This is a genomic window from Streptomyces sp. NPDC107500 (assembly GCF_055582785.1).
Window position 1 is genome coordinate 515,214 of record NZ_JBVJPF010000006.1, and the last position, 22,696, is coordinate 537,909.

21 protein-coding genes are annotated in these 22,696 nt (G+C 73.5%); 10 read left to right on the forward strand and 11 right to left on the reverse strand.

Going from position 1 to position 22,696, the window contains the following annotated elements; all coding sequences use genetic code 11:
- Positions 1-19 precede the first annotated feature (19 nt).
- Complete coding sequence (locus ACZ67M_RS25990) at positions 20-898, forward strand: alpha/beta fold hydrolase (RefSeq protein WP_469852963.1); 879 nt, start codon at positions 20-22, stop codon at positions 896-898.
- Here the strand turns inward: ACZ67M_RS25990 and ACZ67M_RS25995 are convergent.
- Positions 850-1,719: an esterase/lipase family protein gene (locus tag ACZ67M_RS25995; protein WP_392018447.1), complete on the reverse strand. Its 870-nt coding sequence runs from the start codon at positions 1,717-1,719 to the stop codon at positions 850-852. The genes ACZ67M_RS25990 and ACZ67M_RS25995 overlap by 49 nt on opposite strands.
- A gap of 153 nt (positions 1,720-1,872) precedes the next feature.
- Positions 1,873-2,349, reverse strand: a complete 477-nt coding sequence (locus ACZ67M_RS26000; protein WP_361355707.1) for an SRPBCC family protein — start codon at positions 2,347-2,349, stop codon at positions 1,873-1,875.
- Between the two features lie 235 nt (positions 2,350-2,584).
- Here ACZ67M_RS26000 and ACZ67M_RS26005 point away from each other — a divergent pair, with 235 nt between their 5' ends.
- The 6 genes from ACZ67M_RS26005 (at position 2,585) to ACZ67M_RS26030 (ending at position 9,059) form a co-directional block, all read left to right on the forward strand.
- Entirely contained in the window at positions 2,585-3,232 is a 648-nt protein-coding gene (locus ACZ67M_RS26005; RefSeq protein ID WP_361355705.1) for a hypothetical protein, read from the forward strand.
- A 49-nt stretch (positions 3,233-3,281) separates the two neighbouring features.
- On the forward strand, positions 3,282-5,039 hold the full coding sequence (locus ACZ67M_RS26010; RefSeq protein ID WP_469852965.1) for an NAD(P)/FAD-dependent oxidoreductase: 1,758 nt from the start codon (positions 3,282-3,284) through the stop codon (positions 5,037-5,039).
- A gap of 150 nt (positions 5,040-5,189) precedes the next feature.
- Positions 5,190-5,714 carry an RNA polymerase sigma factor gene (locus tag ACZ67M_RS26015; protein WP_260474141.1) on the forward strand — a complete coding sequence of 175 codons (525 nt, stop codon included), beginning with the start codon at positions 5,190-5,192 and terminating at the stop codon, positions 5,712-5,714.
- A gap of 52 nt (positions 5,715-5,766) precedes the next feature.
- Positions 5,767-6,525 (forward strand): hypothetical protein, encoded by a 759-nt coding sequence (locus tag ACZ67M_RS26020; protein WP_361355700.1) that lies wholly within the window; start codon positions 5,767-5,769, stop codon positions 6,523-6,525.
- Between the two features lie 54 nt (positions 6,526-6,579).
- Positions 6,580-8,133 carry an ABC1 kinase family protein gene (locus ACZ67M_RS26025; protein WP_125490889.1) on the forward strand — a complete coding sequence of 518 codons (1,554 nt, stop codon included), beginning with the start codon at positions 6,580-6,582 and terminating at the stop codon, positions 8,131-8,133.
- Between the two features lie 47 nt (positions 8,134-8,180).
- The gene (locus tag ACZ67M_RS26030; protein WP_392102825.1) at positions 8,181-9,059 is read left to right on the forward strand and encodes an SAM-dependent methyltransferase; all 879 of its coding nucleotides are present in this window, start codon (positions 8,181-8,183) and stop codon (positions 9,057-9,059) included.
- A 65-nt stretch (positions 9,060-9,124) separates the two neighbouring features.
- Here the strand turns inward: ACZ67M_RS26030 and ACZ67M_RS26035 are convergent, their stop codons facing one another.
- The 9 genes from ACZ67M_RS26035 to ACZ67M_RS26075 form a co-directional block, all read right to left on the reverse strand.
- A complete protein-coding gene (locus ACZ67M_RS26035) occupies positions 9,125-10,366 on the reverse strand; it encodes a wax ester/triacylglycerol synthase domain-containing protein (RefSeq protein WP_469852966.1) in 1,242 nt (413 codons plus the stop codon).
- Positions 10,367-10,417: 51 nt separating this feature from the next.
- Complete coding sequence (locus tag ACZ67M_RS26040) at positions 10,418-11,740, reverse strand: NAD(P)/FAD-dependent oxidoreductase (RefSeq protein WP_469852967.1); 1,323 nt, start codon at positions 11,738-11,740, stop codon at positions 10,418-10,420.
- Positions 11,737-12,306 (reverse strand): flavin reductase family protein, encoded by a 570-nt coding sequence (locus ACZ67M_RS26045; RefSeq protein WP_385795360.1) that lies wholly within the window; start codon positions 12,304-12,306, stop codon positions 11,737-11,739. The genes ACZ67M_RS26040 and ACZ67M_RS26045 overlap by 4 nt, the downstream gene beginning before the upstream one ends.
- Positions 12,278-12,745 (reverse strand): aromatase/cyclase, encoded by a 468-nt coding sequence (locus ACZ67M_RS26050; protein WP_361355690.1) that lies wholly within the window; start codon positions 12,743-12,745, stop codon positions 12,278-12,280. The genes ACZ67M_RS26045 and ACZ67M_RS26050 overlap by 29 nt, the downstream gene beginning before the upstream one ends.
- Positions 12,746-12,787: 42 nt before the next feature.
- A complete protein-coding gene (locus ACZ67M_RS26055; protein ID WP_361356400.1) occupies positions 12,788-14,050 on the reverse strand; it encodes an aspartate aminotransferase family protein in 1,263 nt (420 codons plus the stop codon).
- Between the two features lie 2 nt (positions 14,051-14,052).
- Complete coding sequence (locus ACZ67M_RS26060; RefSeq protein WP_392102818.1) at positions 14,053-15,174, reverse strand: SDR family oxidoreductase; 1,122 nt, start codon at positions 15,172-15,174, stop codon at positions 14,053-14,055.
- A 61-nt stretch (positions 15,175-15,235) separates the two neighbouring features.
- Entirely contained in the window at positions 15,236-16,369 is a 1,134-nt protein-coding gene (locus ACZ67M_RS26065; protein ID WP_469852970.1) for an acyl-CoA dehydrogenase, read from the reverse strand.
- 44 nt (positions 16,370-16,413) lie between these two features.
- On the reverse strand, positions 16,414-17,376 hold the full coding sequence (locus ACZ67M_RS26070; RefSeq protein WP_361355684.1) for a bifunctional lysylphosphatidylglycerol flippase/synthetase MprF: 963 nt from the start codon (positions 17,374-17,376) through the stop codon (positions 16,414-16,416).
- Positions 17,360-17,875 (reverse strand): hypothetical protein, encoded by a 516-nt coding sequence (locus tag ACZ67M_RS26075; RefSeq protein WP_361355682.1) that lies wholly within the window; start codon positions 17,873-17,875, stop codon positions 17,360-17,362. The genes ACZ67M_RS26070 and ACZ67M_RS26075 overlap by 17 nt, the downstream gene beginning before the upstream one ends.
- Before the next feature lie 148 nt (positions 17,876-18,023).
- Between ACZ67M_RS26075 and pdxR the strand changes: the two genes are divergently transcribed.
- The 3 genes from pdxR (at position 18,024) to ACZ67M_RS26090 (ending at position 22,662) form a co-directional block, all read left to right on the forward strand.
- Positions 18,024-19,424 (forward strand): MocR-like pyridoxine biosynthesis transcription factor PdxR, encoded by a 1,401-nt coding sequence (gene pdxR / locus ACZ67M_RS26080; protein WP_469852972.1) that lies wholly within the window; start codon positions 18,024-18,026, stop codon positions 19,422-19,424.
- Between the two features lie 139 nt (positions 19,425-19,563).
- Complete coding sequence (locus ACZ67M_RS26085) at positions 19,564-21,150, forward strand: alkaline phosphatase D family protein (protein ID WP_469852974.1); 1,587 nt, start codon at positions 19,564-19,566, stop codon at positions 21,148-21,150.
- A gap of 180 nt (positions 21,151-21,330) precedes the next feature.
- Positions 21,331-22,662 (forward strand): GNAT family N-acetyltransferase, encoded by a 1,332-nt coding sequence (locus ACZ67M_RS26090; protein WP_469852975.1) that lies wholly within the window; start codon positions 21,331-21,333, stop codon positions 22,660-22,662.
- Positions 22,663-22,696: the final 34 nt, after the last annotated feature.

A 22,696-nucleotide genomic window follows, 5' to 3' on the forward strand; every position in this document is an offset into this window, starting at 1 on the left:
TGTCCCGACAAGGAGCCCCATGTCCGCAACGCTCTCCTTCACGGCCCCCACCCCGCACGGTCCGCAGGACATCACCGTCGCCTACGCGCGCGTGGGCACCGGCGAGCCGCTGCTCCTGCTGCACGGCATCGGCCACCACCGGCAGGCCTGGGACCCGGTGGTCGACATCCTCGCCACCGAACGCGAGGTGATAGCCGTGGACCTGCCCGGGTTCGGGCAGTCGTCCGCGCTGCCGCAGGGACTGCCGCACGACCTGCCGACCACGAACGCGGTGCTCGGCGCCTTCTGCGCGACGCTGGGCATCGACCGGCCGCACGTGGCGGGCAACTCGCTGGGCGGCCTGCTCGCCCTGGAGCTGGGCCGCCAGAACCTGGTGCGGTCGGTGACGGCCCTGTCCCCGGCGGGCTTCTGGACGCAGGCCGAGCGGCGCTACGCCTTCGGCGTGCTCATGGGGATGCGCCGGACCGCCCGGAGCCTGCCCCTCCCGCTGGTCGAGCGGCTGTCCCGCACGGCCGTCGGACGCACCGCGCTGACCAGTACGATCTACGCTCGCCCCGCCCGCCGCTCCCCCGAGGCCGTGGTCGCCGAGACGCTCGCGCTCGCGCACGCCGAGGGGTTCGCCGAGACCCTGCGGGCCGGACGGAGCGTGCTGTTCACCGACGACGTGCCCGGCATCCCCGTGACCGTGGCCTGGGGCGACCGGGACCGGCTGCTGCTCCCCCGGCAGGGCGTCCGCGCCAAGCACGCCGTCCCGCGGGCCCGCCTGGTGCGGCTGCGCGGCTGCGGTCACGTGCCGATGAGCGACGACCCGGCGCTGGTGGCCCGCGTCCTGCTGGACGGCAGCCGCTCTCAGGAGGCGAGCGCCGCGAGCACTTCCTTCAGCACGGTCGGGTTGTAGGGCATGCTCGCGTGGGGTGTGCGGTCGTCCGGGTCGATGTCCTGGAGCACGATGTTCTTGACGTAGCGCCCCTCGGTCTCCTCCAGGGCGCACGAGGTGTACGGGGTGACCACGTCGTCGTACCGGGTGGCGATGACCGTGTGCCGGACGCCCTCCGTGGTCTCGCCGAGTCCGGCCAGCTCGCGCTGGAAGGGGTGGTCGTGCTGGAGCTGCGGCCAGGCCGGCACGACCTCCCCGACGGCGCCCTGTTCGAGGAGTTCCACCGCTCCGGGGATCTGGCGGGCCAGGTTAAGCAGCCCCTGCGCGGTGACTCCGTGGTTGCTGGGCGCGATGCCGACGAAGTTGTGCACCTTGGGCCCGCCGCCCAGCGCGTTGAGGTAGTACCGCGGCATCATGCCGCCCTGTGAGAAGCCGACGAGGTCGACCTGCTGGGCGCCGGTGCGCCGCAGCACCTCGTCGACGAAGTCGGCGAGCTGCCGGGCCGAGTGCTTGATGTCGCCGAGTCCGAAGATCACGGGGTTGCCGTGCTGGCCGTAGTCGAGCCGGAAGACCCGGTGGCCGTGCTGCCGCAGCAAGGGTGCGGCGGAGGTCCAGGTGTAGCCGCGGTTGCCGAAGGTGCCGTGCACCAGTACCACGGGACGCGGATGCTCCTCACCGGCCGGGACGTTCCAGTCGTCCTCGCCGGCCTGTACGTCGACGGTCGCGATGAGCTGGGCGGTGCCGGCCTGTCCGAGGCCGGTCAGCCGGTGCGGGGATTCGGTGAGGTCCGTGGTGACGTCCTCGGAATTGATCCCCGGGATGTGGGGATGGGGGAAACTCACGACGCTCTCCCTGTCATTGGGACGGCCCGCCGGGATCGCCGATGGGCACGCTGCGACTTCTCAGTCTCGCGTCCATCGAATTGCGCAACGATCCCTCGTCCGAGGGAAAGAATTCCCTCCATGGAGTCATTAGGGTCCGTTCTTTCGAATGCCTCACCCGGCCCGTCGGAAGGCGGCGCTGCGCAGCAGCCGCACGTACCAGCCGCACTCGACGGGACGCGCCACCCGCCCGGTCAGCGCTCGCTCGGCGCAGTCCATGCCGCGCTCGAACGCCGCGTCGTGCAGCGGCCGGACGACCAGCGCCCAGGCCAGCCAGCGGACGCCGCGCGGGCGGACGACGAGGGTGTTGCGCAGCACCGTCCGCCCGTCCTCGAGACCTTCGAGGCTGAATTCGTGGAAGCCGTCGAAGCCCGGGGGGCCGGTGAAACGGCAGCGGATCCAGCGGCCCGGCACATAGTGGCTCACCACATACCGCACCGGTCCGTGGCCGCCGGACACACCGACGGCCAGCGGCCGCTCGAACCGCAGCGGTGGCCAGTCCGGCGGCCAGAGGCGGTCGTGCTCGCTGCCCAGCGAGTCGATCAGCGCGCCGATCCGGTCCGGTGTGCCGGGCAGGGGGCGTTCATGCACGTTCAACACGGTGATCACGCGATTGATGATGCCCGCTCCGGTTTCTCGGGAAATCCGCCGAAGGAGCGGCCGCAACGCACCACCGGAGCGCGCATTCCGCGCCGTGCGCCGTCGCTCGTACGCCAACGCGCGGGCGGTGGGCGGGCGTTGCGCCTGGGGGGTGCGGCGGCGCCCGAGCGTAAGCACAGATGAGACGGAAACCGCCGGTACGGCACGCAGTGAGGGGGAGACGAACATGGCCGCAGGGACCGAGGGACCCGAGTCCGGTGACGAGGGGGTGAGTTGGCTCGACCTACCGCCTCAGGCGCTGCCCGGCGAGTGGCAGCCCCTGCTGGGGCGGCCCGCCCTGGCGGAACTGCTCGGACACCCCCTCGTGGGCGCCGCGCTCACCCGGATGCGCCGGCTGCCGCCGCGGGTCGCCCTGCACTCGCTGCGGACGTTCCTGCTGGCCGACGCCCGCGCGCGGGTCGACGGAACCGCCTACGACCGGGTCGGGCTGCTGGCCGCCGCGGCGTTCCACGACGCCGGGCTGGTGGGACGCTCGGCACTCGGACGCGGCGGATTCCCGGGCCGGTCGGCCGAGTTGCTCGACCGCTTCCTGGCCGGCCACCAGGTGGGGGCGGCCCGGCGCGGGGCTCTGACCCGCGCGGTGCGTGAGCACATGCGGCCGTTCCCGGCGCGGGGGGCCGGCCCGGAGGCGCGGCTGCTGCACTTCGGTGCGTGGCTGGACGTCACCGGGCGCGGCGAGCGCCACGTGCCGGGAGACCGGCGGCGGCTGTCCGAGCTGGCGCCCACCCCCTGGTTCGCCGTCTCCTTCTCCGCCCGGGTCGCGGCCTGCGGGCTGCGCCGGGTGCTGCCCGCATCCCCGGCCACCCACCGGTGAGGCGCGGAGCGGGCAACTCGCTCTACCCGTCGCGAAAGGAACCGCAGACATGCAAGAGGACCAGCGTGTTTTCGACGTCGCCATCGTGGGTGGCGGCATCGGCGGGACGATGCTGGGGGCCGTGCTCGCCCGCAACGGCGTGCGCGTGCTGCTGCTGGAGGGCAGCGGCCACCCCCGCTTCGCCATCGGAGAGTCCACCGTCCCCGAGACCACGTTCGGCCTGCGGGTGCTGGCCCGCCGCTACGGTGTCCCGGAGATCGAGCACCTGGCGACCAACGGGGCGCTGCGCCGCCACGTGTCGTCCAGCTGCGGGGTCAAGCGGAACTTCAGCTTCGTCTACCACCGGGAGGGCGAGCCGACCCGGCCCGACGAGTGCACCCAGTACCCCACCTGGGGTCCACCGCTCGGCCCGGACTCGCACTACTTCCGGCAGGACGTGGACGCCTACATGTTCCACGTCGCGGTGTCCTACGGCGTCACCGCGTACACCCACACCCTCGTCGACGACGTGAAGTTCGAGGAGGACGGTGCCACCCTGGTCACCCGGGACCGGGGGAGCTTCCGGGCGTCGTACGTGGTGGACGCCGGCGGGATGCGCGCCGTGCTGCCCGAGCGGCTGGGGCTGCGGCAGGAACCGCCGTACCGCACCCGCTCGCGCACGATCTTCACGCACATGGTGGACGTGCGCCCCTTCGACGCGGTGGCCCCGCCGCGCCGGGAGCACGGCATGCCCAGCCCGTTCAGCCAGGGCACGCTCCACCACATGTTCGAGGGCGGGTGGCTCTGGGTCATCCCGTTCGACAACCACTCGACCAGCACCAGCGAGCTGTGCAGCGTCGGCCTCAACCTCGATCTCGACCACCATCCCCGACCCGACGACGTCCCGGCCGAGGAGGAGTTCTGGCAGCACGTGCGCCGGTTCCCCAGTGTGGCCCGGCAGTTCGACCGGGCGCGCGCGGTGCGGCCCTACGTGTCCACCGACCGCACCCAGTTCGCCTCGCAGAAGGTGGTCGGCGACCGCTGGTGCCTGCTGCCGCACGCCAGCGACTTCATCGACCCGCTCTTCTCCAGTGGCCTCGCGGTCACGGTGATGGCACTCAACGCGCTCGGCCACCGCCTCATCGAGGCCGTGCGCCAGGACGACTTCGACACCGCCCGGTTCGCGTACCTGGACCACTGGACCAAGCGCATGTTCCGGTTCTACGACGACCTGGTGTCGTGCAGCTACATCTCGTTCGACGACTTCGAGCTGTGGAACGCGTGGAACCGGGTGTGGACGATCACCACGCTGTACGGGACGAACGCGCAGAACCAGGCCGCCGTGACCTTCGAGAAGACCGGGGACACCGCCTGCTTCGACGCCCTGGAACTGCCGCCCTACCGGGGCCTGCAAGGGGTCGACAACCCGTGGGTGGAGCGGCTCTTCGACCAGGCGAGGGACGCGGTGCTCGCCTACCGCGCGGGCGACTCGACCAAGGAGCGGACCGTCGCCCGCATCTACGAACTGCTGCGGGAGAGCGAACTGTGCCCGGCCGTGTGGGGCACCCTCGACCCCGAAGACCGCTGCCCCGCGGGCGTGTTCACCCTGTGGCCGCTGATGAAGATCCTGCTGTGGGGCAAGTTCCGCTCGCCGCGGCACGTCCGCGGTTCCTACTTCACCGGCGGCGCGCGCATGGTGGGCAAGGAGGCCGTCCAGGCGTACACCACCGAGCTGCGGGCCGGCGGCTCCCAGGTCCACCAGACCGTGCGGGACATGTGGGTCAACTGGAACCGGGACTGGGCACGGCGTCCGGCGCCGCGGAAATGAGCGCGAAGAATCATTCCTTCCGATCGGCGGAGGTACACATTCCGGTTTGCCGCTCCAGGGCCTCGGGTAGTAAAAGCACATGGCCGAGAAATAGAAACTCGGCCGCGATTCCCCCTGCTCAATCCGAGAGACAACGGGCTGCAATCCACAATGGCGCGACATTCCACCTGCCAATCGCCCGCTGAATGCTCCTGGGAAGACATCTTCCAGCATCAGGACCGCCTCATGCGGTTGGTTCGGCGAAGACTGCCAAGTTTTCAGGACGCCGAGGACTGCGTTCAGGAAACCATGGCCCGCGCAGCCGCCCACGCCGCGTTGGACAGGAATCGACTCGGTGCCTTTCTGACGTCCGTGGCGCTTCGCCTCTGCATCGACTTCTACCGTGACATGGACCGTCGCAGCAGACTTCTCCAGCGCGCGGTCCTCCTGGACGCCTCCGGCACGACCGAGGAGGACGTCTGCGACAGGGACTTCGGCACATGGCTCCTGGCCCAGGTGCAACACCTGCGGGGGCGCGAGCAGGAAGTCATACTCGCCCGCTCAAAGGGAATTTCCACAGCGGAATTCGCCCGCATGCACAACATCTCCGTCAAGGCGGCCGAGGCCGCCTTCACCCGGGGCCGCGCACGGCTCAAGAACGTGTGCGCAAAGGCCCTGGAAGGCTGCATCCAGTAAGCCACCAAGCTTCATCTCCCCCGTCGAAGAGAAACGGAAAGAGAGACCACCCATGTCCAACAACAAGAACATCCAGGACATTTTCAAGGACCTCGTCGGCAATATGGCCGACAGCAGTAAGGAGGCGTTCGACGACATTCTCAACCGCTCGGAGAAGTCCGGCTCGTGCCGCTCCGGCAACCCCGTCGACACGCTGGCCGGGCTGCCCGCGAACGCCCTCGGCGCCCTGGCCGGCGCCGTCAACCCGGCGACCGCGCTGGCCGGCGCGGCGAACCCGCTGGCGGCCCTCGCCGGCGGTGTCGGCGGCCTGGCCGGCGCGGGCAACCCCCTCGCCGGGCTGGGTGGGGACGCCGCGAGCCGGCTGGGCAACATCGCGAACGCGGCGCAGAACCCGCTGGCCGCCCTCACCGGCGCCGCGGGCGCGGGCAACCCGCTCGCGGCCGTCGCCGGGGCGGCCAACCCGCTCGCCGCGCTGAGCGGCGCGGGCAACCCGCTGGCGGCGCTGGGCGGTGCGGCGAACCCGCTGGCCGCGTTCGGCGGCGCGGCCGGCGCCCTCGGCGGGCTCGGTCAGCTCGCCGGCGGACTCGGGCACGCGGCGGGCGGGGTCGGCGACCTGATGTCGCTGCCGAGCCAGCTCACCCAGCTGCTCCAGGTGCTGCCCAAGCTCATCGAGACCCTCCAGGGCCTGCAGAACCTCACCAACCTGCCGGGCCAGGCGGCACAGCAGGGTCTCGGCGCCCTCCAGGGCCTCACCGGCCAGCAGGGTGGCGGCGGCGGCTCGCAGGGCGGAAAGCCCTCGACGACCGCCTGACCGTCGCACCACCCTCCCGTCGTCCCACCGTCCCACCTTCAAGGAGGACACACGATGGCGTCTGTCGTCGGCGACCGGCTGCGTCTCGTGGTCAAGGTCCTGGGCAGCCTCGTTGCCGACGAGGTCGGACAGGCGACACGGCTGCGGAGGCGCACCCGACAGGACCTGCGGTCCCCGGCGGAGGGCGCCGACGCCTCCGCCGGGTCCGAGCTGCGCCGTGCCAAGGCGGTGCGGCAGGCACTGGAGAGCCTGGGGCCGTTCTACGTGAAGCTCGGTCAGATCCTGTCCACCCGCCCGGACATGGTGCCGCAGGCCATCCGCGAGGAGCTGCAGAACCTGCACGACCAGGTGGACATCCAGCCGTTCTCGGTGTTCGAGCCGGTCCTGGCGCACGACCTCGGGCCGGACTGGAAGCTGCGCTTCGACGACGTCGAGACGGTCGCCCCGCTCGGGGCCGCGTCCCTCGCCCAGGTGTACCGGGTGACCCTGCCCGGCGGGCGCCCGGCCGTGGTGAAGATCCAGCGGCCCGGCATCCGGGACGGCGTGCTGGCGGACATGGCCCTGATGCGCCGGGCGTCGAAGATCGTGGCCCGGGTGGCGCCCCGGTTCAACGAGGTCATCGACATCGAGGCGATGCTCGGCTCGGTCTTCGACGCCATGGAGCCCGAGCTGGACTTCAACGGCGAGGCCCGCAACATGGACGAGGCCCGCGAGCACGTCCGGCCCTTCCGCTCGCTGGAGGTGCCCCGGGTCCTGTACTCCAGCCCCCGGGTCCTGGTCCAGTCGCTGGCCGGCGGCACGTCGGTACGGCACATCGACCGCGCCCACTTCACCGACGACGAACGCGTCGAGATCGGCAAGGATCTGCTGCGCTTCATGTACCACGGGTACTTCGTGCACCGCTTCTTCCACGCCGACCCGCACGCGGGCAACGTCTTCGCCGCCCCCGGCGGGCCCGCGACGCTGATCGACTGGGGCATGGTGGGCCGCCTGGACCGGCGCACCAGCCTGCAACTGCTGCCGCTGTTCATGACGTTGGCGCAGAACGACGGCGCGGGCCTGGCCCAGCACTGGGCGGAGATGGGCCGGATCACCCCGTGGGCCAACATGCCGGCGTTCGCCGCCGACATGGCGGCCTTCGTGCCCAAGGTCTCCCATCTGGCGCTGGAGGACATGAACTTCGGCGTCTCGCTCACCACCGTGCTGGCGAAGGCGACCAAGCGGGGCATCGGGTCACCGCCGTCCGTGTCGCTGCTGGGCAAGTCCTTCGCGAATCTGGACGGCTCGGTGCGCTGTCTGGCTCCGGAGATCACGCTGCCGGAGGTGTTCCAGGGCGAGGTGCCGAAGATCCTCTTCGCACTGGGCCGGGAGTTCCTCGGCCGCAACCAGTTCGCCCGCAACTCCATGGAACTGCTGCTGGCCGCGGTCACCAGCCCCGACCAGGCCCGCGGAGTGCTGTCCGACATCGCCAACCGCCAGTTCGCGCTCAACGTCCACGAGCCGCGCACCCCCGCCGCGATGGGGGGCCAGCGGCCGTCCCGCCCCTCCGGCGGACTGCTGGCCCTCGGCGCGCTCGCCGTGCTGCTCAGCCGCCGCCGGTCCTCCTGACCACCGCCCGTCCGCCCCACCCGAACCCAACGACACGGAGGATTCCCATGCCGGACCCCGCACGGTCCCAGCCCCCGCCCGCACCGGGCACCGCCCTGCCGGACGGGCTCTCGCGGGTCGCCCTCTGGACGGCGTCGGCCCACGCCCGGGAGTTCGCGCGGTCCGCGCCGTACGTCCGCGACCCGTGGGCCGCCGACTTCGTCGGCGCGGCCGGCCTCACCGGCGGCCCTCCGGGCGACGGCCCGCTGCAACGGCTGCTGCCCGACTGGGCCGTGGTGCGCACCCGCTTCTACGACGAGTTCCTGGTGGGCGCGGCCCGGGCAGGCTGCCGCCAGGTGGTGCTGCTCGGCGCCGGCCTGGACACCCGCGCGTTCCGCCTCGACTGGCCCACGGGGACACATGTCTTCGAGGTCGAGGATCCGGCGCTGCTGGCCTTCAAGGAGCACGTGCTGGACTGGGCGGCGCCGTCCTGCGGGCGCCGCAGCACCGTGGGCGCCGACCCGGCCGGAACGTCGTGGGGCGGGGATCTGCTCGCCGCGGGGCTGGATCCTCGGCGGCCCACCGCGTGGCTGTCCGAGACGTACCTGTACCACCTGCCGCCGCGCACGGTGGAGTCCCTCGTGCGCACGATGACGGAGCTGTCCGCGCCCGGCAGCGTCTTCGGCGCCGAGTGCGTGAACGCCGACGCCGCCTCGTCGTCCTTCGTGGCGCCGTTCCTGGACGCCCTGTCGGCGACCGGGATCTCCTGGCACTGGCAGCTCGCCGATCCGCGGGGCTGGTGGGCGCGGCAGGGCTGGGACGCGGAGGTCGCCGACCTGTTCACGCTGCCCTACGTGGTGCAGCGGCTGGCGCCCTACCTGCCGCTGCTCACCGAGGCCGCGGCCAAGTGCGTGTTCCTGACGACGGGGACGCTGCGCGAACGCTGACCGCCGGGCGCACGGCGAGGGCCCCGGGCACACGCCGCCCGGGGCCCTCGCCGTGCCGCGTACCGCTACGGCCGTTCCAGTTCCAGCAGCGCCGCGAGCCACAGGTCCGGGAGCGCGTCGGCACTCGTCAGGGCCTCGTCGTGGATCACCGCGAGGCAGGCGGTGTCGTGCTGGAGCGTCAGGGTGGTGAGGCAGCGGATGCCGGCGCCGAGTCCGGAGTAGACGACGGCGCGGCGGGCGGTGTTGCCCTGGTGGACGAGGGCGCTGCCGAAGTCGACGCTGCTCACCGGACCGGCGACGGAACGGCCGTTGACCATCCGGGTGCCGACCCGGGCGCCGATGCCTCGCGGGCCCGCCGTCAGCAACAGCCGCAGGGCGTCGCGCTGCCGGCCCGTGCGCAGGGTGTCGGTGCGGGCGACCACCCGGGTCAGGGCGTGGAGCGGGGACGGCGCGTCGCAGGGCAGCAGGACGCGGGCGACGACGAGCCGGTTGCCCGGCGCGCACTCCTCGCCCCGGGGCCGCACCGACATCGGGAGGGCGACCGGCAGCGGCGGGTGGGCGGCGCCCGTGCCCTTCCGGTGCCAGGTGCCGATCGCGTGGGCGAGCGCGGCGAGGAAGACGTCGTTCACCGTGGCGCCGTGCGCGCGGCCGACGGCCCGCAGCCGGGCGACCGGGACGACGGCCTGGCACAGGGTGGTCCGGCCGCTCACCGGTACGTCGAAGGCCGGCTTGTCGCTGGCGCGGAAGGAGGCCGCCATGTCGCCGAGGGCCCCGGCGAGTCCGGCTGGCGCCGGTGTGCGGGGGCGATAGGCCGGCGGCCCGCCCGCGGGGTGGTCGTCGAGCAGGGCCCGGGCGGTGTGCGCGGCGCCCACGCCGTCCTGGAAGGTGTGGTCGGTGCGGTAGCACAGGCTGTGTCCGCCGTTGGGGCCGTGCACCAGCCACACGTCCCAGGGCGGACGGCCGTCGCCGCACATGGGCCGGGACAGCATCAGCCGTCCGGCGCCCGCGCCGTCGTCGTCCCCGGGCAGCCAGGCCTCGTGCACGTGCCGCTCTACGTCGATTCCGTCGACCCGGGAGAAGGTGCGGCTCTGCCGCGCGATGCGGTAGCGCAGCGCCGGGATGCGGGCGGCCCGTTCGGCGACCCGGGCGCGGACCGAGTCCAGGGTGGGCGCCCGGCCGGAGAAACCGAACAGGAAGCCGGCCGGCAGCGGTCTGCCGCCCATGGCCAAGTGGTAGGCGACGTCGGCGGTGCCCATGGGCAGGGATGCCGGCAGGGCGTCGTGGGCGCGGGGGCGGGGGTCGTGCATCGGGAACCTCTCGTTCGGTTGCGGGACATGGCTACCGCGCCGGACGGCCCGTCAGCACGCGTGCCGCGCGACACGCCCGAGCGTGTCCACGTACCCGCGCAGCACGAACCGGCCGGGCCCGCCCACCGGCAGGCGGGGGGCCCGGGAGCGGTGCCACGGCAGCGGTTCGCCGGGGTCCGGCTCGCCCAGCAGGGCGGCGGCCACGTGTGCTCCGTGCGCCACGGACAGGGCGAGGCCGTGGCCGCAGCAGCCGCCGACGTACCAGACGTCGGGCAGGCCCTGGACCGGCCCGACCACCGGCAGGTCGTCGCCGGTCATGCCGATCCGGCCGGACCAGCGGTGGGTGACCCGGACCCGGGCGAGATCGGGGTGCAGCGACCGCAGCCATCCCTCCAGCCGGCCCCAGGCGCGCTCGCGGAGCGCCTGGAGCCGCGGGACGCCGAGCCCGGCCGGGACGGTGGCGGTGCCGCCGCCCGCGACCAGCCCCCGGTCCGGCAGCAGCCGGAAGTACGGGGCCAGCGGCACGGCGTCGACGACGGCGTGGCCCGCGCGTCCGCCCAGTGCCTCGTACGCGGTGTGGCTCAGCGGCTCGGTGGCGACGGCGTACACCTCCAGCGGCAGGACCGTGCCGACCGGCAGGTCCAGAGCCTGGGCCGCGGAGTTGACCGCGAGCACCGCCTGCCCGGCGTAGAGCCGGCCGTGCGGGAAGACCAGCTCCGGGCCGACCAGGTCACCCGGGCGCACGGCCAGCAGCGGGCTGCGGCCGTAGAACCGCACCCCCTTCTCGGCGCAGGCTCGGGCGAGGGCGCAGGTCAGGGCGGCGGGGTCGAGCGTGGCGGCGGGCCGGTGCAGGAGCGCCGCCCGGTAGGGCACGCCGACGCGTTCGCGGATGCCGGCCGGGGTGAGGACCGGCAGGTCCAGGCCGAGTTCGCGGGCGGCGCGGGCCTGGCGGGCGAGTGCCACCAGGCCCGCCGGGGAGCGCGTGGCGATGAGCTGGTCGCCGGGGATCGGCGCACAGGGCGCGTCGAGCCGCGCGCAAAGGTCGAGGACGTCCCGCACCGCCCGCTCGCCGGCGCGGTGCATGCGGCGCGCCGCGCGCGGGCCGAACCGGTGCACGGCCCGGTCGAGGGCGGGTCCGGCGCGCGGGCCGAGCAGACCGGTGCCCCGGCCGCTGGCCCCGGCGGCGGGCTGCGCGGCGTCCACCACGGCGATGTCGAGGCCGGGCGCGCGCTCCGCGAGGTGGTAGGCGCAGGACAGTCCGGCCAGACCGGCCCCGACGACGGCCACGTCCGCGGTGACCACGCCGTGCAGCTGGGGCTGGGACGGCAGTTCCGCCGGGGCCCAGCGCGGCGTTCCGGCCGGCGGCCCGGTCATCCGGCGGCGTCCGGGACCGGATGGGTCAGCGCGCCGAACCGGCGGTCGTGCCACAGCAGCGGGCGCCCGGCGCCCACGTGCACGGCGGCGACCCGGCCGACGACGAGGTGGTGGTCGCCGTAGCGGCGTACGTCCTCGGTGAGACAGACCGACCAGGCGAGCGACCCGGCCAGCACCGGGACGCCCAGGACCTGCCGGGTGTCGGTGCCGGCGAACCGCTCGGCCGCGGTGGTCGTCGGTGAGGCGAACCGGCCCGCCAGGTCCTGCTGTTCCTCGCGCAGCAGGTGCACGGCGAAGGCCCGGCGGGCGCGGACGGCGGCGAGGGTGCGCGAGCCGTCGCGCAGACAGGCCAGGAGCAGGGGCGGGCGGGCGGAGAGCGAGGTGACGGCGGAAACCGTCATGCCGAGCGGCCCGTCCTCGCCGCGGGCGGTCACGACGGTCACCCCGGCGGCCAGCTTCGCGTACAGGCCGAGGCAGCGGGCGGCGCCAGGGCCCGGCTCCTCGTGGAGGGGGTCCGCGGGCCGCTCGGCCGTCCGGTCAGCGACGAGCCGCAGCCGCGCGTTCATCGATCACCTCCGCGTCCGCCAGGCCCCGCAGCACCCGCGCGATGTTGGCCCGTACCGTCGACTCGGCCACCGGGTCGAGGATCTCGGCGAGGGACGGGATGCCCAGGTCGAAGGCGGCGGTGAAGACGACGAGCGTGCCGCCGTCCCGCGCCTCGCAGCGCCAGCTGCCTTCGAAGGTCTGGAAGTCGCCGCTGAGCTGTTCGAAGGTGAGGGAGTACGTCTCGGGCGAGTAGGTGTCGCGTTCCCGCCACCGCATCAGGCCGCCGCGGAACTCGACGGTCCAGTCGGAGACGGTGGAGCCGTCGGGCAGTGGCGGTTCCATCCGCACCTCGCGGAAGGTGGTGCTGTACTCGGGGTAGCGGGGGAAGTCGCTGATGCGGCGGTAGACCTCGGCGGGTGCCAGGCCGTCGGCGAGGGCGTGCAGGACCACGTGGCGCATGGGTGGGTCGGTTCCTTCCCGGAGGGTTCGCGGACGCGGGGGTCAGCCGGCCATGCGGCCGGCGGTGCGGTGCAGGGCCTCGGCGAGGGTGGTGCGGAACAGGTCGAGCGCACCGTCCTCGACCACGGCGGGCGGCGTGAGCCGCAGCACCCGGGTGGAGTTGAGGGAGTGGTTGACGAGCACGCCGCGGGCGATCAGCTCCAGCAGCATCTCGCCGACCGCCTGTTCCTCGGCGAACTCGATGCCGATCAGCAGCCCCCTGCCGCGCACCTCGCGGACCAGTCCGCCCTCGTAGGGCGCGCAGACGGCGCGCACGGCTTCGAGGATGCGGGCGCCGAGCGCGGCCGCGCGGGCCACGGTGTCCTCCTCCTCCATCGCCCGTACGGTGGCCAGGGCGGCGGCGCAGGCGATCGGCGAGGCACCGAAGGTGGAGGTGTGCAGGTAGGGGTCGCGGCTGAACGGCGCGTACGCCTCCTCGGTGGCGGCCATCGCGGCGATCGGTACGACACCGCCGCTGAGCCCCTTGCCGGCCAGCAGCACGTCGGGGCGCACGTCCTCGGCGTCGACGCCCCACCAGGTGCCGAGCCGCCCCATGCCGGTCTGGATCTCGTCGACGACCATCAGGGCGCCGTACGTCCGGCACAGCGCCCGCACCTGGCGGAGGTAGCCGGGGCGGGGGATGCGGACGCCGCCCTCGCCCTGGACGGGTTCCACGATGACGCAGGCCCGGTCGCGGCGGGCGGACAGTGCCTGTTCGAGGTCGGCGGGATCGTCGTAGTCGACCTGGGTGACGTCCGGCAGCAGGGGCCGGAACGGTGTCTGGTAGGTGTCGTTGGCGGTGACGCTGAGCGCGCCGAGGGTCTTGCCGTGGAAGCCCCGGCGGGTGGTGATCACCGAGGTGCGGCCCTGGGCGCGGGCCAGTTTCAGGGCGGCCTCGGTGGCCTCGGCACCGGAGTTGACGAAGTGGACGTAGTCGAGGCCGGGCGGGGTGTGGGCGGCGAGGGCCTGGGCGGCCCGGGCGGCGACCGGTTCGAGGAAGACGCGGCTGGCCAGCGGGTGGGTGTCGATCTGCCGGTGCACCGCCTCGACGACGGCCGGGTGGCGGTGGCCGAGGAGGAACACGCCGTAGCCGCCGAAGTCCAGGAAGCGGCGGCCGTCGTCGGCGTGGATCCAGACGCCCTCGGAGCGGACCTCGGCCATGCCGCCCATGACCCGGCCCATGACGGCGCGGCCGGTACCGATGTGCTTCAGGTAGAGGTCGACCACGTCGGTCGCGTCGGCGGGCGGGGCGGCGGGGGGTGACATCGTCATGACGCCACCTCCGCCGGGGCGGCCGCGGCGGCCCGGTGCCGGCTGAGCAGGGCGGACCGTTCCTCGGCCCAGCTCTCCGCGTTGCGCACCAGCGCGGCCCGGATGCCGGCACGGGTCAGACGGGTGCCGCAGTGGGGTTCGCCGAGGGAGGTGTCGAAGGGCAGTTCGCGCTGGAAGACCAGCAGCAGTTCCGCGTAGTGCTCCAGCCGGCGGCGGACCGAGACGGGCAGGGCGGTGCCCTCCAGCATGGGCAGCAGCAGCCGGTGCACCGCCTCGACGGGGATGAGCCGGGGGCGCTGGGGACGGGGCAGGCCGTGGCGTACGGCGACGTCGGCGCAGACGTCGGCGAACTCCCGCAGTTCGATGGCCTCCCTGCCCGCCGTCAGCCAGTACTCGCCGCCGCCGACCCCGCCCCGGACCAGGCTGCCGACGGCCCGTGCGACGTAGTCCTGCGGGACCATGTCGATCCGGGCGTCGGGTGCTCCGGGAAGCACCGGCACCTGCCCCAGGACCATCGACCCGATCGTCTTGGTCAGGCCCTGCTGACCGGCGATCCGTCCGGTCGCGGAGTCGCCCATGACGACCGAGGGCCGCACGATGACGCCCGGCACGCCCGCCTCGCGGGTCATCTGCTCGGCCCGGCTCTTGGAGTCGAGGTAGGCGGCGGCGCCGGGGAAGCGCCGGCGGTCCTCGTCGGTGGGGGTGTTGGCCACGAATGCGGTGCTCATGAGGTAGAGCGGGGCGTCGGCGCGGGCCGCGAGGTCGAGCACGTTGTCTGCGCCGCGCACGTTGGTGCGGGTGATGTCCTCCGGCGGGGTGCGCCAGTTGGTCTCGGCGGCGGAGTGCAGCACCACGTCCACCTCGAGGGCCAGTTCGTGCCAGGCGCGGGGGCTCAGTCCGAGCCGGGGAGCGACGAGGTCGCCCTGGAGTTCGCGCACCCGCGGGTCGCGCAGCGGTGTGTTGCGGCGCAGGCAGAGCAGGTCGTAGTCGGCGGCCAGTTCGTCGATCAGGGCCCGCCCGAGCACGCCGGAGCCGCCGGTCAGCAGCAGGGTGGGGCGGTCGCGCGGTCCCGTACGGCCGGTGGGCAGGACGGTGAGGCGCGGGTTGTCCGAGGGCATGAGGGTGTTCTCCCAACGGGTCTCGACCACCGGTGGGCCGGTGGGGCGGGGTGGGCCGGGTTCAGGCGATGGCCAGCGGGCCGTCGGCGAGGTACGCGCCGAGCGGTGCGGACATCCGGGAGCGGGACGGCGGGTGCAGGGAGAGTCCGTTGGCGCAGGCGGCCAGGTGGCCCACCTCGTCGGACGTCATGAAGTTCAGCCCGCCGAGCAGTTCGACCGCGCGCGGGACGATGCGGGCGAGGGCGTCCTGGACGCCGTACCGCACGCACAGGGCCTGGGCGAGGGCGGACTCGTCGAGGTCGCCGCCGTCGACGCGGCGGGCGACGCCCTCGGCTGCGGCCATGGCGGCCTCGGTCTCGACGAAGAGCCGCACCCGCTCGTGGTCGGGTACGCGTTCGTTGAGCAGCACGCGCTCCACCAGGGCGCTCGCGGCGCCGAGGTAGCTGCCCGTCATCAGGACCTGGAACCAGATCAGTCCGGCGGTCTGGAGTTCGTCGAGCCGTTCGCCGGAGGCGGTCGCGGTGCGCAGCACGAGTTCCGGCGGGACGAGGACGTCGGTGAGCGTGACCTGGTCGCTCTCGGCGCCGGCCAGGAAGGTGCTGGACCAGAAGCCGCTGACGCTGAGGCCCTCGCTGTCGGCGGGGACGAGGGCGACGGCGAGTTCGTCGCCCTGTCCGTCCTCGCGCGGGATCACGACGCCGGCGGTGAGCACGTCCATGGAGCGGGCGAGGCTGCACGGGCGTTTGACGCCGTTGATCCGGATGCCGTCCGCGGTCGCGGTGGCGGTCATCGAGGGGTCCAGGACGCCCGCGCCGCTGCGGCCCTCGGCGAAGCCGGAGGCGATGATGCGATTGCTGGATGCCACGCCCTCGATCAGCATCCACTCCAGGCCGTCACCGAGGCCGCCGAGGCCGACCAGGGTGGCCATGGAGAAGTGGTGCATGGTGGTGGCGACGGCCAGCGAGGGTGAGCGGCTGCCGATGGCCCGCTGCACCCTCAGCGCGTCCAGTGCGGTGGCGCCGCGCCCCCGGTGGGACTCCGGGACGAGCAGTCCGGGCCCGCCGCTGTCCCGGAAGTGCCGGATGCCCGGGCTGCCCGGCCGCTCCAGTTCCATCAGCGGGGTCTCGCGCAGGGCGGGGTCCAGGTCGGGGAGCAGCTTGGCGAGGGTGGTGCGTTCGCGTTCGAGGAATCTCATGGGCTGTGCGGTCCTCCTGGGTGAGGCGGTGGCGGCGGTGCGGATCACACGGCGTTGGTGGCGCGCAGCAGTTGCCAGACGGCGCCGGGGCGGGGTCTGCCGCGGAAGGCGATGTACTCCGGGAGGACCGCGTGCGGGGCCCATTTCTGCTTGTACTCGAGCTGGGAGGCCGCGGGGTAGACGGCGCCGCCGTGCTCTGCCAGGAGGCGGGCGAAGCGGGTGAACAGAGGGCTGGCGCCTGGGAGTTCGTGTTCCGGGTCGAGCCCCGTGAAGGGGGTGAACCCGAAGTGCAGCCAGCCCGCGCCCTCGGCGGTCAGCTGTTCCATCACGGTCGCGTTGAGCGCCTCCATCACGCCGGGCGGCGCGCCGGGGCTGCGTCGGCTGAGGTCGTGGAGCATGCCGGGGCGGCTGCCGTAGACCGGTGAGTAGTTGATGTAGCCGACCGCCTCGCCGTCGATGCGGCCGACGAAGAGGCGGCGGTGGCGCTGGAGGCCCCCGGTCCGCTGGCCGACCAGGAAGCGCAGCTCCTTGACGTGCCGACCCTTCTCCCGCAGCCAGCACTGGTCGATCCGGTCCAGGTCGGCGCAGTCGTCGCCGTCCCGGACCTCGACGACCTCCAGGCCGGCCCGCCGGGCGCGGGAGATCTTGTTCCGCAGCCGGACGAACCGCGAGCCGCGCAGCGTGAAGCGGCCGAGGTCGACGGCGTAGGAGGCGCCGATCTGGTTGACGGTGAAACCGTGCGCCGCGTACAGCTCGGCGTCCGCGCGTTGCAGTTGGACGGCGACCAGGCGGCGTCCGGTGTGGGCGGCGAAGGCGTCCAGGAGCCGCGCGCGGTGTTCGGGCGCCGTGAAGGGCCCGCCGAATTGCAGGGCGTAGCGGCCGCAGGTCCGATAGGCGCAGGCGCCCTCGAACCGGTCGTCGTGGAAGTACGAGTTTCCGCTGTTGAGGGCGAGAAAGGAACTGGGGTTGTCGCTGTGGGCGGCGAGGGTGTCAAGCACGGACGGCATCGGTGTCCTCCGTGTCGTTCGTGGAAGTGCGCGCCGTACCGAATTCGCCGGAATCCACCGACGACCGGTACCGCTGCTCGAACATCAGGAATGCCGGTGTGGTTTCCGGTTCGAAGGCGACCCCGAAGGGTTTGAGGGAGTTCCCGAACAGCGCCCGGTCGCCCATGAGATGGATCGGGAGGGCGAGCAGTGCCCATTCCGGCCGGACGAACAGCGCCCATGCCCCGGCCAGGACACCTGCCGTGACCAGGCTGTGCATCAGGTTGTAGGCAACGTAGCAGCCCCGCGGAACGCGTCGGTCCGGGCTGCGCCGGAAGGCGATCGCGCCGGGGAGATATCCGATGACGTCGATCACCGCGAACAGCAGGATGAAGACGGTCCATCGGATTTCCGTGTGGTGCTGGAATGCGAGCACGAGCGAAACGGTGAGAAAGCCCAGCCATTCGAGTCGGGAGAGGGCGAAGGTGACCTTGGTCTCGAAACGGTTCTTGGCGTCCACGGGCGCTCCTGGATTGCGCGTACGATTCCGGGGCCGGCAGCGGCCTGCCCCCTCGCTGTGGTCTGTCACTCTGTTTACGCACCGGCGGCTCCAACCCCTCGTAAAGTGGAGGCGATTGGAAAGAACTGATACGCGGGGGACTGATCGCATGACGTCGGCCTGGGAGCTGCTGCTGCCCGCCACCTCGGCACCGGCACGCGCGCGTGGCCGTGCCCTCCAGGCCGCGTTGCGGGACGCGGTCCGCTCGGGCCGGCTCGCCCCGGGCACCCGGCTGCCGTCGAGCCGGGACCTCGCGGCCGACCTCGGGGTGTCGCGGAAGCTGCTGACGGACGCGTACGAGCAGCTGACCGCCGAGGGCTACCTGCGCAGCGGGCGGGGTGCGGGGACCTGGGTGGGCGACGCGGTGCGGGCGGCCCGCCCGCGGGCGCGTGATCTCGCCCCGCGCTCCCCCGGTCACCGCGCGGACTTCGTGGCGGGGACGCCCGACCTGTCGCTCTTCCCTCGTTCGGCGTGGGCCGCCGCGCAGCGCGGGGTGCTCTCGGAGCTGCCGCACGAGGCTCTGGGCTATCCCGACCCGCGCGGCCTCCCCCGGCTGCGCGCCGCGCTGGCCGAGCTGCTGGCGCGGCGCCGGGGCGTGGTGGCGGACCCGGAGCGGATCGTGGTCGTGTCCGGGGTGGCGCAGGCGACGGCACTGCTCGCGGGCGTGCTGTACGCGCGCGGGACCCGCACCGCCGGTGTCGAGGATCCCGGCAGCCCGCAGCACTGCGACCTGTACGCGTCGGCGGGCGTCGCCACCGTGCCGCTGCCGCTGGACGCGGAGGGGCTGGCCGTCGGCGCGCTGCGCGGCTCGGGCGTGCGGGTCGTGGTGACGACGCCGGCCCACCAGTTCCCCACCGGGATCGCCTACTCGGCGCGGCGGCGCGCCGAACTCCTCGACTGGGCGCGGTCCGTGGACGGTCTCGTCCTGGAGGACGACTACGACGGCGACTTCCGCTACGACCGCGCCCCGGTGGGCGCGCTCCAGGGCCTCGATCCGGAACGCGTCGCCTATACCGGATCGGTCAGCAAGTCCCTCGCCCCGGGTCTGCGGCTGGGGTGGCTGCTGGTGCCCGAGTGGCTGGCGGACGAGGTGGTGGCCCGCAAGCGCACCACCGACCTGGGACACCCGACGCTGGACCAGGCGGTCTTCGCCCGGTTCGTCGAGCGCGGCGACTACGACCGCCAGCTGCGGGTCTGCCAGCGGGCCTACCGCGAGCGGCGCGACGCGCTGGTGGCGGCGCTGGCGGAGCACTTCCCCGGCTCGGAGGTCACCGGCATCGCCGCCGGTCTGCACGCGATCGCCACGCTCCCCGAGCGGTTCGGGCCCGCCGAGCGCTTCCTCGCCCGGGTGACGGAGGCGGGAGTGGCGGTGCGCTCCCTGGCGGAGTACGGGCACGGGGTGGACAGTGGGGCGGCGGTGCGGAAGGAGGTGCGGCTGGTGCTGGGATACGCGCATCTGACGCCGGGGCGGATCCGGGCGGGGGTGCGGGCGATGGCGACGGCCGCCTGACCGGCCGTCTCGCGGGTCGGGGCGGCGGGCTGTTCACGCGGAGTTTCCGTGCGCGCCGCGCCGGACCAGTAGGCCTTGCCGTGCACACCGGCCGCGGACCCGGCCGGATCCCTGCCCAGGAGTCCTTGGAGGCGCGTCCATGTCACACCGTCCGTTGCCCGGCCGCCGCAGTGTGCTGCGCGGCTCGCTCGCCGCGTCGGCGGCCCTGACCCTGCCCACCTCGCTCGGGGCGGCGCCGGCGTTCGCCCGTTCCGGACGTCCCGGGGCGGGCTGGGGTGTGCAGACGGGGGACGTGACCTCCCACTCCGGTCTGGTGTGGGTGCGGTCCGACCGCCCGGCGCGGATGATCGTCGAGACGTCCGCGACCGAGTCGTTCCGCCGCCCGCATCGGTGGCACGGTCCGCTGCTCGGCGGGGACACCGACTTCACCGGCACCACCCAGCTGCACGGCCTGCCGCCCGGCGAGCAGATCCACTACCGCGTCCTCCTCGCCGACCCCGACGATCCGCGCCGCACCGGCGAGCCGGTGACCGGCACCTTCCGCACCGTCCCGGTCCGCCGGCGCGACGGTGTGCGGTTCGTGTGGTCCGGCGACCTCGCCGGGCAGGGCTGGGGCATCAACCCGGACCTGGGCGGCTACCGCATCTACGACGCCATGGGCGCCCTGGACCCGGACTTCTTCCTGTGCAGCGGCGACAACATCTACGCCGACGGGCCCATCGCGGAGACCGCCGCCCTGCCCGACGGCCGCACCTGGCGGAACGTCACCACCGAGGAGAAGTCCAAGGTCGCCGAGACCCTCGCCGAGTTCCGCGGCAACTTCCGCTACAACCTGCTCGACGAGAACCTGCGGCGCTTCAACGCCCGGGTCCCCTCGGTCGTCCAGTGGGACGACCACGAGGTCCGCAACAACTGGTACCCGGGCCAGGTGATCGCGGACACGGACGACCGGTACACCGAGAAGAGCGTGGACGTGCTGGCCGCCCGGGCCCGGCGGGCGTTCGGCGAGTACTTCCCCGTCTCCACCCTGCGGCCCGGCGTGCGCGAGGGCCGCGTCCACCGGGTGCTGCGCCAGGGCCCGCTGCTCGACGTGTTCGTGCTGGACATGCGGACGTACCGCAACGCCAACTCCCCCGGCGGGCAGAGCGTGGACCCGCAGGGCATCCTAGGCCGCGAGCAGCTGGAGTGGCTCAAGCGGGAGCTGTCGCGGTCGCGTGCGGTGTGGAAGGTGATCGCCGCCGACATGCCGATCGGCCTGGTGGTGCCCGACGCCACCGAGGGCGCGCCCAACATCGAGGCGATCGCGCAGGGCGACCCCGGCGCGCCGCTGGGGCGGGAGCTGCAGATCGCCGAGCTGCTCCGGTTCGTCAAGCACCGGCGGATCACCGGCACGGTGTGGCTGACGGCCGACGTGCACCACACGTCCGCCCAGCACTACCAGCCCTCCCGGGCCGCGTTCTCCGACTTCGAGCCGTTCTGGGAGTTCGTGTCCGGGCCGCTGAACTCGGGGGCTTTCCCGGCCAGTTCGCTCGACGGCACCTTCGGTCCCGAGCGGGTGTTCGTGAAGGCGCCGACCGCCTCCAACGTCTCGCCGGCGGAGGGCTACCAGTTCTTCGGCGAGGTCGACATCGACGGCGACAGCGCCGAGATGACGGTGCGGCTGCGCGAGCAGGACGGCACGGTTCTGTACACGAAGGTGCTGCGGCCGGGGCGGGTGGGGCAGTAGTCCCGTAGCCTGTGGGGTGTACCGCGCACCGGCGTCATCCCCCGGTGCGCGGTCGGTGCCGGTGACCCGGAATGCCGCCAACTCCCCCCAAATGCACCGGAAGCCTTCTTTACCCATCGGTCACAGTGCGTTCGCGATCGGGCAACACCGCTCCTTCACAGTGGGTGCATGAGTCGAGACATGTCTGAAGTGACGGACGCCGTGGCGCGCGTGGCCGAGCACGGTCCGGCGGTGCCCCTGATGCTGCTGGCGTCGGTGGCCGCCCTGATCGCCACGGCGGGGTTCCACACCCGTTGGTCACGCCGCCACGGGCAGGCGCCGCCCGCGGACGATACCGGCGCCCGGCCACCGACCGAGGGGCGGCGGGCCGGGCGTGCCGAGGACGACGGCGGGCCCGCGCGGCCGTCCGGTGCCGAGGAGAGCGCGCTGTGGCGGATGCGGACGACGGTGCGGGACGCGCCGGGTTCGCTGGCGGTGCTGTGCGCGGCCCTGGCCGACCGGCGGATCGACATCCTGAGCCTCCAGACGCACCCGCTGGCCCAGGGCACGGTCGACGAGTTCCTGCTCCGCGCACCGGCCGGACTGACCGGGTCCGAACTGGCCGAGGTGGTGACGGCGGCGGGCGGTGACCACACCTGGACGGAGCGGGCGGACGCGCACGACCTGGTGGACGCGCCGACCCGGGTACTGGCCCTGGCCGCCCGGACCGCCCTGGACGCGGCGGAACTCCCGCTGGCACTGCGTCAGTTGCTGGGCCGCTGCACCATCAGGTCGCTGCCCGCGGCCGTCGGCGGCGCCGGGGACGACGTACCGCCTGAGGGCGCGCTGGAGGACACCGTGCTGCGGCTGCGCGCCCCGGAGGGCGGGGTGATCAGCGTGGAGCGGCCCTATCTGCCCTTCACCCCCGCGGAGTTCGCCCGGGCGCGGGCGCTGGTCGAGCTGGACGCGCGGCTCGGTCCGCGGGTACCGCGCGGCCGGGACTCGCTGACGCTGCCCGAAGGGCGCGACATCACCGTCCGCCGCGCCGACACCCGGGACGTCGCGGCGGCGAAGGCGATGCACGAGCGGTGCTCGCCGCGCACCCTCGGGATGCGGTACCACGGCCCGGTCGGGGACGCCGACCGCCACATGAACCACCTGCTCAGCCCCCGCTTCGGCCGCACCCTCGCCGTGCAGACCGCCTCGGGGCGGATCGTGGGCCTCGGTCATCTGCTGTGGGACGGGGACGAGACGGAGGTCGCGCTGCTCGTCGAGGACGCGTGGCAGCGCCGGGGCATCGGCGGCGAACTCCTCGGCCGGCTCGTGGCGATGGCGACCGAGGCGGGCTGCGCGAGCGTGTACGCGGTCACCCAGGCCTCCAACACCGGCATGGTCGCCGCGATGCGCGGCCTGGGCCTCCCCCTCGACTACCAGATCGAGGAGGGCACCCTGGTCGTCACCGCCCGTCTGAACCCGGTTCCGCGGACCACCACCGCGCCGGTGCCGCACGGGGAGCGGATCGGCGGGGAGTAGGCGGGCGACCGGCGCCCGGCCCGCCCGCCGGTCT

Excerpts from the sequence above, each read along its gene's own strand:
- ACZ67M_RS26030 (WP_392102825.1), top strand. The coding sequence starts at position 8,181 with ATGCCGGACCCCGCACGGTCCCAGCCCCCGCCCGCACCGGGCACCGCC.
- ACZ67M_RS26020 (WP_361355700.1), top strand. The coding sequence starts at position 5,767 with ATGTCCAACAACAAGAACATCCAGGACATTTTCAAGGACCTCGTCGGC.
- ACZ67M_RS26060 (WP_392102818.1), bottom strand. The coding sequence starts at position 15,174 with ATGCCCTCGGACAACCCGCGCCTCACCGTCCTGCCCACCGGCCGTACG.
- ACZ67M_RS25990 (WP_469852963.1), top strand. The coding sequence starts at position 20 with ATGTCCGCAACGCTCTCCTTCACGGCCCCCACCCCGCACGGTCCGCAG.
- ACZ67M_RS26090 (WP_469852975.1), top strand. The coding sequence starts at position 21,331 with ATGTCTGAAGTGACGGACGCCGTGGCGCGCGTGGCCGAGCACGGTCCG.
- ACZ67M_RS26010 (WP_469852965.1), top strand. The coding sequence starts at position 3,282 with ATGCAAGAGGACCAGCGTGTTTTCGACGTCGCCATCGTGGGTGGCGGC.
- ACZ67M_RS26085 (WP_469852974.1), top strand. The coding sequence starts at position 19,564 with ATGTCACACCGTCCGTTGCCCGGCCGCCGCAGTGTGCTGCGCGGCTCG.
- ACZ67M_RS26025 (WP_125490889.1), top strand. The coding sequence starts at position 6,580 with ATGGCGTCTGTCGTCGGCGACCGGCTGCGTCTCGTGGTCAAGGTCCTG.
- pdxR (WP_469852972.1), top strand. The coding sequence starts at position 18,024 with ATGACGTCGGCCTGGGAGCTGCTGCTGCCCGCCACCTCGGCACCGGCA.
- ACZ67M_RS26045 (WP_385795360.1), bottom strand. The coding sequence starts at position 12,306 with ATGAACGCGCGGCTGCGGCTCGTCGCTGACCGGACGGCCGAGCGGCCC.
- ACZ67M_RS26035 (WP_469852966.1), bottom strand. The coding sequence starts at position 10,366 with ATGCACGACCCCCGCCCCCGCGCCCACGACGCCCTGCCGGCATCCCTG.
- ACZ67M_RS26050 (WP_361355690.1), bottom strand. The coding sequence starts at position 12,745 with ATGCGCCACGTGGTCCTGCACGCCCTCGCCGACGGCCTGGCACCCGCC.
- ACZ67M_RS26015 (WP_260474141.1), top strand. The coding sequence starts at position 5,190 with ATGGCGCGACATTCCACCTGCCAATCGCCCGCTGAATGCTCCTGGGAA.
- ACZ67M_RS26065 (WP_469852970.1), bottom strand. The coding sequence starts at position 16,369 with ATGAGATTCCTCGAACGCGAACGCACCACCCTCGCCAAGCTGCTCCCC.
- ACZ67M_RS26040 (WP_469852967.1), bottom strand. The coding sequence starts at position 11,740 with ATGACCGGGCCGCCGGCCGGAACGCCGCGCTGGGCCCCGGCGGAACTG.
- ACZ67M_RS26070 (WP_361355684.1), bottom strand. The coding sequence starts at position 17,376 with ATGCCGTCCGTGCTTGACACCCTCGCCGCCCACAGCGACAACCCCAGT.
- ACZ67M_RS26005 (WP_361355705.1), top strand. The coding sequence starts at position 2,585 with ATGGCCGCAGGGACCGAGGGACCCGAGTCCGGTGACGAGGGGGTGAGT.
- ACZ67M_RS26055 (WP_361356400.1), bottom strand. The coding sequence starts at position 14,050 with ATGTCACCCCCCGCCGCCCCGCCCGCCGACGCGACCGACGTGGTCGAC.